Raw genomic sequence first — 7,631 nt, forward strand, 5'->3', positions numbered from 1 at the left:
CGTGCACGCGGTTGGAGTACGCCAGCGCCACGAAATAGCCGATGACGGCATCGAGCACGAGCACGCCGAGCACGGGGACGAGCAGGAAGGTCAGCAGGCGCCGGCGCAGGCTGGGACGCGCGGGGCGACGCGCCGCGGAGCGGCGTTCAGGCATCCGCGGTTTCTTCGAGCAGGTAGCCGAGTCCCCGGATCGTGCGCACGTTGGTACCCGAACCCTGGAGCTTCTTGCGCAAGCGGTGCAAGGCGATGTCCAGGCCGTTGTCGGTCAGGTCCTCGTCCCAGTTGCACAATGCCTCGACGAGCTGCGCGCGGCTGGTGACCTTGTCCGCGCGAGCGGCCAGGGCTTCGATGAGTCCGAATTCGCGGGCGGTCAGGTCGAGCGCGGTTTCGCCGATCCATGCCCGATGCCCGGGAATGTCGAGGCGCAGCCGGCCGATGCGGAATTCCGGCGTGCCGTTGCTGGTGCGCCGGCGGAGCAGGGCACGTACCCGGGCGTCGAATTCGGCCAGTGCGAACGGTTTCACCAGGTAATCGTCGGCGCCGAGGTCGAGCACGCGGACACGCTCCTTCAAACCCTCCCGCGCCGTCACGACCAGCACCGGCAGGCTCGCTCCACGCTTGCGCGCACGTGCCAGCACGTCGCTGCCGTCGAGCAGGGGCAACCCGAGGTCGAGCACGAGCAGGTCGTAATCATGGTCGCGCAGCGCGTGGTCCGCGCTGGACCCGTCGGTCACGTGGTCCACGGCATGGCCGCCCTGTTCGAGGGAGGCACGTACGGCCGCACCGATGGCGGCGTCGTCTTCGGCTAGGAGGATGCGCATGAGGGGCAAGGATACGCTCCGGGAAGGGCTGCGCGCATGCTGTCGCGGCAGGCTTTCGCGGCGCTTTCCCGTCTTTCATACCTTCGGCTTAACCCGTCTAATTGCGAACGATTCGCATTGTGGTTTACCATGGGGCATTCGGGACCATATCCAGGGGCGTTCCAGCACATGCGCGACACCGTCGACCGGCAACGCCGCGCGTTCTGGCTGAAGCACCTGCACCGGTGGCACTGGATCAGCTCCGCGGTTTCGCTGGTCGTATTGCTGTTGTTCTCGATCACCGGGTTCACGCTCAACCATGCCGCGCGGATCGAAGCTTCGCCTCGCGTGGAGCGGCATACGGCGACCCTGCCGGACGCCTTGCTGAAGCAGGTGGCCCGCACGGGCACGACATCCGCGCCGTTGCCGGCCCCCGTGGCGGCGTTCATCGCCGCGAACACCGGCGCGCCGGTCGGCGGTCGCGCGGGGGACTGGAGCGACGACGAAGTGTATGTGTCCCTGCCGCGGCCCGGTGGCGACGGCTGGGTCGGCATCGACCGCGAAACGGGCGAGGTGCAATACGAGACGACCGACCGGGGCTGGCTCGCGTACCTCAACGATCTGCACAAGGGCCGCAACACGGGGCCGGTGTGGAGCTGGTTCATCGACGTGTTCGCGCTGGCCTGCGTCGTCTTCGCGCTCACGGGGTTGCTCTTGCTCAAGATGCACGCGGGACAACGCGGCATGACCTGGCCGATGGTCGCGCTCGGCTTCGTGTTGCCGGTCGTCCTCGCACTCATTTTCATCCACTGACGGAAACCGCCATGCGACGCATCCTGCCGTTCGCCTCGTGTCTCGCGTTCGCCATGCCGACACTGGCTGCCGACATGAACCTCACCGTGGAGATTCCCACGCTCAAGGTGGCCGAATACCACCGGCCCTACGTGGCCGTGTGGATCGAGCGCGAGGACCACAGTGTCGCCGCGAATCTCGCTGTCTGGTACGACGTGAAGAAGGCCGGCGGCGAGGGCACGAAATGGCTGAAGGACATGCGCCAGTGGTGGCGACGTAGCGGCCGCGAGCAAACCATGCCGATCGACGGCGTGTCCGGCGCCACGCGCCCGGCCGGCCAGCACCAGTTGCGTTTCAGCGACGGCAAGCCGCCCCTGGGCACGCTCGCGCCGGGACACTACGAACTCGTGGTGGAGGCGGCGCGCGAGGTGGGCGGGCGTGAAGCACAACGGATTCCCTTCGACTGGCCGGCGAAGGTTCCCGTGCACCTGTCCGCCAGCGGCACGGAAGAACTCGGCCGGATCAGCCTCGACCTCAATCCCTAGAAACGGAGCCACCCGATGAAGCATGCATTCGTTCGCGCCGCGCTCGGCGTCGCCCTGGCCCTGCCGCTGGCCGCACAGGCGCACAAGATGTGGATGGTGCCGTCGGCCACCGTGATCTCCGGCGACGACGCCTGGGTGACGGTCGACGCGGCGATCTCCAACGATCTGTATTACCCGGACCACTTCCCCGCCCAACTCGACCAGCTGGTGGTCACCGCGCCGGACGGCTCCATGGTGAAGCCGGAAAACCCCTCGACGGGCAAGTACCGCAGCACGTTCGACCTCCCCGTTCCGCAGAAGGGAACCTACCGCCTCGCGCTGGTCAACCAGGGCCTGTTCGCGAACTACGAAGTGGACGGCCAGAAGAAGCGCTGGCGCGGCAAGCCGGAGGACGTCAGGACGGCCATACCGGCAAACGCGAAGAACGTGCAACTGAGTGAGATGGCCTCGCGCGTGGAGACCTTCGTGACCCAGGGATCGCCGAGCGACGGTGCGCTCAAGCCCACGAACAAGGGACTCGAACTGGTGCCGGTCACCGAGCCGAACGATCTCGTGGCCGGCGAGAAGGCGACCTTCCAGCTGATCCTCGACGGCAAGCCCGCGGCGAACCTGAAGGTCGTCGCCATCAACGGCGCCACCCGCTACCGCAACGCGCAGGACGAGATGAACACGACCACCGACAAGGATGGCAAGTTCTCCTTCACCTGGCCGTCGGCGGGCATGTACTGGGTGAATGCCTCCACGGAGGACACGAAGACCTCGGTGAAGGAAGCGAAGCAGCGCCGCCTGGCCTACACGGCGACGCTGGAAGTGCTCCCGCAGTAAACCGTGCCGACCGATCCTTCAACTGGATGGAAGCGGCTCCCACAATGTGTCCGGGGGATAGCGGCGTTGATCTTCGCCTTCGCGGTGTCGGTGGCTTTCGCTGCCTCCGTCAAGGACATACGCCGCTTCGAAGGCGAGACGATGGGCACGACCTGGTCGGTCAATGCCGTGTTGCCGGACGGCGCGGACGGTCGTGCCATCGAACGCGGCATCCAGTCCGAAGTGGACCGCGTCGTCGCCCAGATGAGCACATACGAACCGGACTCCGACCTCAGCCGCTTCAACCGCGCGCCGGCCGGCACGTGGCAGACGCTGCCGCCCGAGTTCTTCACCGTGCTCCGTTACGCACTGTCGCTGGCGAAGGAGTCGAACGGCGCCTACGACCCCACGGTGGGGCCGTTGGTCAACCTCTGGGGTTTCGGTCCGGACAAGCGTCCGCACGACGCGCCGGACGCCGCCGCGATCGCCGCGGCGCGCGCACGGGTGGGTTGGTCGAAGATCGAGCTGGACGAGGCGAACCGGCGCGCGTTCCAACCGGGCGGCGTCTATGTGGACCTTTCGTCGGTGGCGAAGGGTTTCGGCGTCGACCAGGTCGCGCGGTTCCTCGATCGCTCGGGGGTGCGGAACTATCTGGTGGAAGTCGGTGGGGAGTTGCGCGCCAGCGGCCGGAAGCCCGACGGTTCGCCCTGGCACGTGGGTATCGAGCGCCCCGGTGCGGCGGCGGGCGCCGTCGACAGTCCGGATGAAGTGCAGCGCATCGTCTCGTTGACCGGCAAGGCCATCGCCACCTCCGGGGACTACCGGCACTTCTTCGAGAGCGGCGGGAAGTTCTTCTCGCACCACATCGATCCGCGTACGGGCTATCCCGTGGCGCATCGCGTGGCATCGGTAAGCATCGTCGCGGACGACTGCATGCACGCGGACCCGCTGGGTACCGCGATGACGGTCCTGGGCCCCGAGGAAGGCATGGCCTATGCGAAGCGTCATGGCATCGCCGCGATCTTCATCGTGTACGGCGAGGACGGCCGGTTCGAGGAGCGGATGTCGCCGGCCTTCAGGGAAATGTCGAAACCATGAGCGCCATGGCCGCCGCCGCGCTGGTGCTCGCATGGGTGGCGTTCACCATGGCCTTCGTCCGTCGTCGTCCCGTCGCGGGGGAGATCCACGAGGGCGGCGGCGTCCTGATCGTCCATGCCTCGCAAACCGGCTTCGCCACCGAACTGGCTTCGCGCACGGTGGACATGGTCCACGCGGGTGGCCTCGCCGTCGACCTGCGCGCCATGGACGCATTGACGCCGGCCATGCTGGAGCGAACCTCGCGGGCATTGTTCATCGTCAGCACGACGGGCGAAGGCGACGCGCCCGACGTGGCCGGCCTGTTCCGCGAGCGCAGCATGCGGGCGCCGCTTGCGTTACACGGCTTGAGCTACGGGATACTTGCCCTCGGCGATCGCGACTATGACGATTTCTGCGCCTTCGGCCGCGATCTCGATCAATGGCTACACGCCAGTGGGGCCATGCCGCTATTCGACCGTGTGGAAGTGGACAACTGTGATGAAGGCGCCCTGCGCCACTGGCAACACCATGTGGCGCACCTGTCGGGCGTGACCGCCATGGCGGATTGGAGCCGCCCGGCGTACCGGCGCTGGCGCCTGGCGGAACGGCGCCTGCTGAATCCGGGAAGCGTGGGTGGACGGTGTTACCACATCGCGCTGGTGCCGGAAGATGAAGACGATCCGACATGGGAAGCGGGCGACATCGTCGAGATCGGCCCACGTAGCGCACGTGGGGATGAAACGGTCCTGCCGCATCGCGAGTATTCCATCGCGTCGCTACCGGAGGATGGCGCGCTCCATCTCGTGGTGCGGCAGATGCGTGCGGAGGACGGCACGCTTGGAATCGGCTCCGGCTGGTTGACCGCGCATGCGATGGTGGGCGATCCGATCGACGTGCGTGTACGCCGGAACGCGGGATTCCATGCGCCCGCCGACGACCGGCCGTTGTTGCTGGTCGGTAACGGCACGGGCATCGCCGGCCTGCGCGCCTTGCTCAAGGCGCGCCTGGCAAAGGGTCACCTGCGTAACTGGGTGATCTATGGTGAACGCCACGCACGCGCGGACCGTCTGCACGTGGACGACCTGGAGCGTTGGTACGAGGCCGGTGGCATCGAGCGGCTCGACCTGGTCTGGTCGCGCGAGGCCCGCGGCGCCCGTTACGTGCAGGACCGGCTGCGCATCGCGGCGGACGGTCTGCGGCGCTTCGTGGACGAAGGCGCCAGCATCTACGTATGTGGCAGCCTCGCCGGAATGGCGCCCGGCGTGGACGGGGTGTTGCGTGATGTCCTGGGCGATGCGGCGGTGAGCGAACTGGCGGCTGTCGGCCGCTACCGCCGCGACGTGTACTGACCCGTATCAGGTAACGACCAGGCGCACCTTGCCGTCGTGCATGCCGTCGAAGCGCAGCGCCGCCAGGTCGGTCACCCATTCGACGTTTTCCGGGATCTCGCCGGGATGGTCGCCCGCGATCGCGATCACCCGCGCGCCGGCGGCGAGGCCTGCGTCGATGCCTGCCTTCGCGTCCTCGAACACGAGGCAATCCTTCGGAGACGCACCCATGCGCGTCGCGCCCAGCAGGTAGCCCTCGGGATCGGGCTTGCCGTTGGTGACGATCTCGCCGGTGACCATGAGCGGCGGGGGCACGATGCCCGCGGCGCCGAGCCGGGCCTTCGCCAGCACGGTGTCGGCCGAGGTCACGATCGTCCAGGCTTCGGGCGGCAGGGACGCCAGCAAATCCAGGGCGCCGGCGATAGGCACGATGCCATCCACGTCCTCGACTTCCTCGCGATACAGCCGTTCGTATACCGCGTCGACATCCATGCCCGGCTTCACGAACATGCGCACGGAATCCAGCATGCGCACCCCGTGCAGGCGCGGCAGCACGTAATGCCAGTCGATGCCGTTCTCGTCGCACCAGCGTTTCCAGATCTTCTCGACCACGACACGCGAATCGATCAGCGTTCCATCCATGTCGAACAGCAGGGCGCTGGTTTCGATGAGCGTGCCCGTTTCAAGTCGCATGATGCCTCCGGCAGGTGAAAACCCATCACCATACCGGAGCATCGTCGTCGCGTCAGCGCGCCGCCTGGGCCGCGTGATTGCGAATGGCTTCGGCGAGGATGGCATCCACTTCCTTGCTCGCCTTCCGCGACGCTTCGGCTTGCCGGCGGCCCCACTCGGCCTGGACACGGCCTTGTTCCGCGCGGACCCGGCCGATGTCGGCCATCTTCTGTGCGATGGCCGCCTGCTCCTTGCCGATGGCGGCATGGCCGGCCGCATAGGCGGCGCGATCGGTCGGTACCCTCGGATCGCTTTCCTGTACCGCCAGCTCGGCCTGCCGTTGGGCGAGCTTGGCCATCTGTTCGTTCAGCACGGCTTGTTCGCCGTCGAGCTCGGCCTGCTTGTCGGCGCTCATCCTGGCACCTTCGGCCGGCTGCGCACTGCGGGCGTAGGCGTCACGGATGCGCTTCACATAGGCCGGATCCTTCAGCACCCAGGCTTGTTTGCCTTCGCGGTACCAGACGAAGTCGCCGGCGCCGTCGCGTGCTGCCTCGGCACGGCGGAAGTCGCTGCCGCTGCCGTTCATGACATGGACGTCGTCGCTGAAGAAGATGAACGACCGGTCGGGATTGCCGCCCTGCACGGTGATGGTTTCCATCGGTGCCATGGGTGCCGGGGGAGCCGCCGGCGGTACGGGCGCGGGGCTTGCCATGGGTGCTGGCGCCGCAGGTGCCGCCGGCGCCGCCGGAGCTGGCCCGGGCGGTGCGGGCGTAGGGGGCGGGGTCGGCGCAGCCCGACCGTAATAATCATTCGTGGCCGTACCGGTGTCGGCGGCGACGACGCGCCAGGGGATCACGCCCACGACCGCGATGGCGGCGACGAGGCACCAGGTGAGCGCGCGCGGGGGCGCGTCGGTAGCTTGACCGAGCATGTCGAGTCTCCTTTTCAGCGTGCGGAATGTGGGGGACGCGCCCGGCAGGGCATGGTGCGGATGCGGGGCGACGCCGAGACGGAGCAACAGACGTCCATACGTCCGCGGCGCCTGCCGGCCACGGGACAGCACCAGCGCATCGCAAGCCGCCTCGCGGCAGAGGGCGTATTCGCGGGTGGCCAGATGGGCCAGCGGATGGAAGAAGAACAGCGTGCGCGCGAGTGCCGGCACGCAGCCCATGACAAGGTCGCCGCGACGCACGTGGGCGAGCTCGTGCATCAAGGCCATTTCCAGCTCCTCGTCGTCGAGCCGGTCGTCGAGGGGTAGCAGGATGGTGGGGCGCCACAAGCCCACCACCTGTGGCGAATCCACTTCCGCGGATACCGCCAGGCGAGGCGAGCGGCGCAAGCCGAGTTCACGGGCGCGGCGGGCGCAAAGCGTCTCGACGCGTACATCCTCGTGCGCCATGGCCCGCCGCAACACGGCGGACAGCCTTGCCCAGCGTACGGCGGCGACGATCAGTTGCAGCGCCACGGCGAGCATCCATGCGCCGAGCAACACCATGCTCAAGGAGAGCGCTCCCGACGGCGGCGCCACGTCGGCGGGCAGCGCCGCGTCGCCGATCGCGATGGGCGCGGTCAGCAGCACGTCGCGCGCCGGCGCGGTCGAAGGAAGCAGGGGG

General features: G+C 67.9%; 8 protein-coding genes. 5 read left to right on the top strand and 3 right to left on the bottom strand.

Annotated elements, in window-relative coordinates; translation table 11 throughout:
* Positions 1–146: 146 nt before the first annotated feature.
* A complete protein-coding gene (locus tag ACR9ZJ_RS18240) occupies positions 147–821 on the bottom strand; it encodes a response regulator (RefSeq protein WP_481281237.1) in 675 nt (224 codons plus the stop codon).
* Positions 822–989: 168 nt separating this feature from the next.
* On the opposite strand from ACR9ZJ_RS18240, the gene ACR9ZJ_RS18245 reads away from it, so the two are divergent.
* The 5 genes from ACR9ZJ_RS18245 to ACR9ZJ_RS18265 all read left to right on the top strand — a co-directional run bounded on the left by ACR9ZJ_RS18245 (position 990) and on the right by ACR9ZJ_RS18265 (position 5,367).
* Positions 990–1,613, top strand: a complete 624-nt coding sequence (locus ACR9ZJ_RS18245) for a PepSY-associated TM helix domain-containing protein (RefSeq protein WP_481281236.1) — start codon at positions 990–992, stop codon at positions 1,611–1,613.
* A gap of 11 nt (positions 1,614–1,624) precedes the next feature.
* Positions 1,625–2,137: a DUF2271 domain-containing protein gene (locus ACR9ZJ_RS18250; protein ID WP_481281235.1), complete on the top strand. Its 513-nt coding sequence runs from the start codon at positions 1,625–1,627 to the stop codon at positions 2,135–2,137.
* Positions 2,138–2,152: 15 nt separating this feature from the next.
* Positions 2,153–2,962 carry a DUF4198 domain-containing protein gene (locus ACR9ZJ_RS18255; RefSeq protein ID WP_481281234.1) on the top strand — a complete coding sequence of 270 codons (810 nt, stop codon included), beginning with the start codon at positions 2,153–2,155 and terminating at the stop codon, positions 2,960–2,962.
* Between the two features lie 90 nt (positions 2,963–3,052).
* On the top strand, positions 3,053–4,039 hold the full coding sequence (locus tag ACR9ZJ_RS18260) for an FAD:protein FMN transferase (protein WP_481288570.1): 987 nt from the start codon (positions 3,053–3,055) through the stop codon (positions 4,037–4,039).
* Positions 4,036–5,367: a sulfite reductase subunit alpha gene (locus ACR9ZJ_RS18265; protein ID WP_481288567.1), complete on the top strand. Its 1,332-nt coding sequence runs from the start codon at positions 4,036–4,038 to the stop codon at positions 5,365–5,367. Before ACR9ZJ_RS18260 ends, ACR9ZJ_RS18265 begins: the two co-directional genes overlap by 4 nt.
* Before the next feature lie 6 nt (positions 5,368–5,373).
* Here the strand turns inward: ACR9ZJ_RS18265 and ACR9ZJ_RS18270 are convergent, their stop codons facing one another.
* Both ACR9ZJ_RS18270 and ACR9ZJ_RS18275 read right to left on the bottom strand, forming a co-directional pair.
* Complete coding sequence (locus ACR9ZJ_RS18270) at positions 5,374–6,039, bottom strand: HAD-IA family hydrolase (protein WP_481288568.1); 666 nt, start codon at positions 6,037–6,039, stop codon at positions 5,374–5,376.
* Positions 6,040–6,091: 52 nt separating this feature from the next.
* Positions 6,092–7,631 (bottom strand): M56 family metallopeptidase (locus tag ACR9ZJ_RS18275; RefSeq protein ID WP_481288569.1); only part of this gene is annotated, 1,540 nt, incomplete at its 5' end.

It is taken from the genome of Luteibacter sp. KNZ12-1A (genome assembly GCF_056755675.1).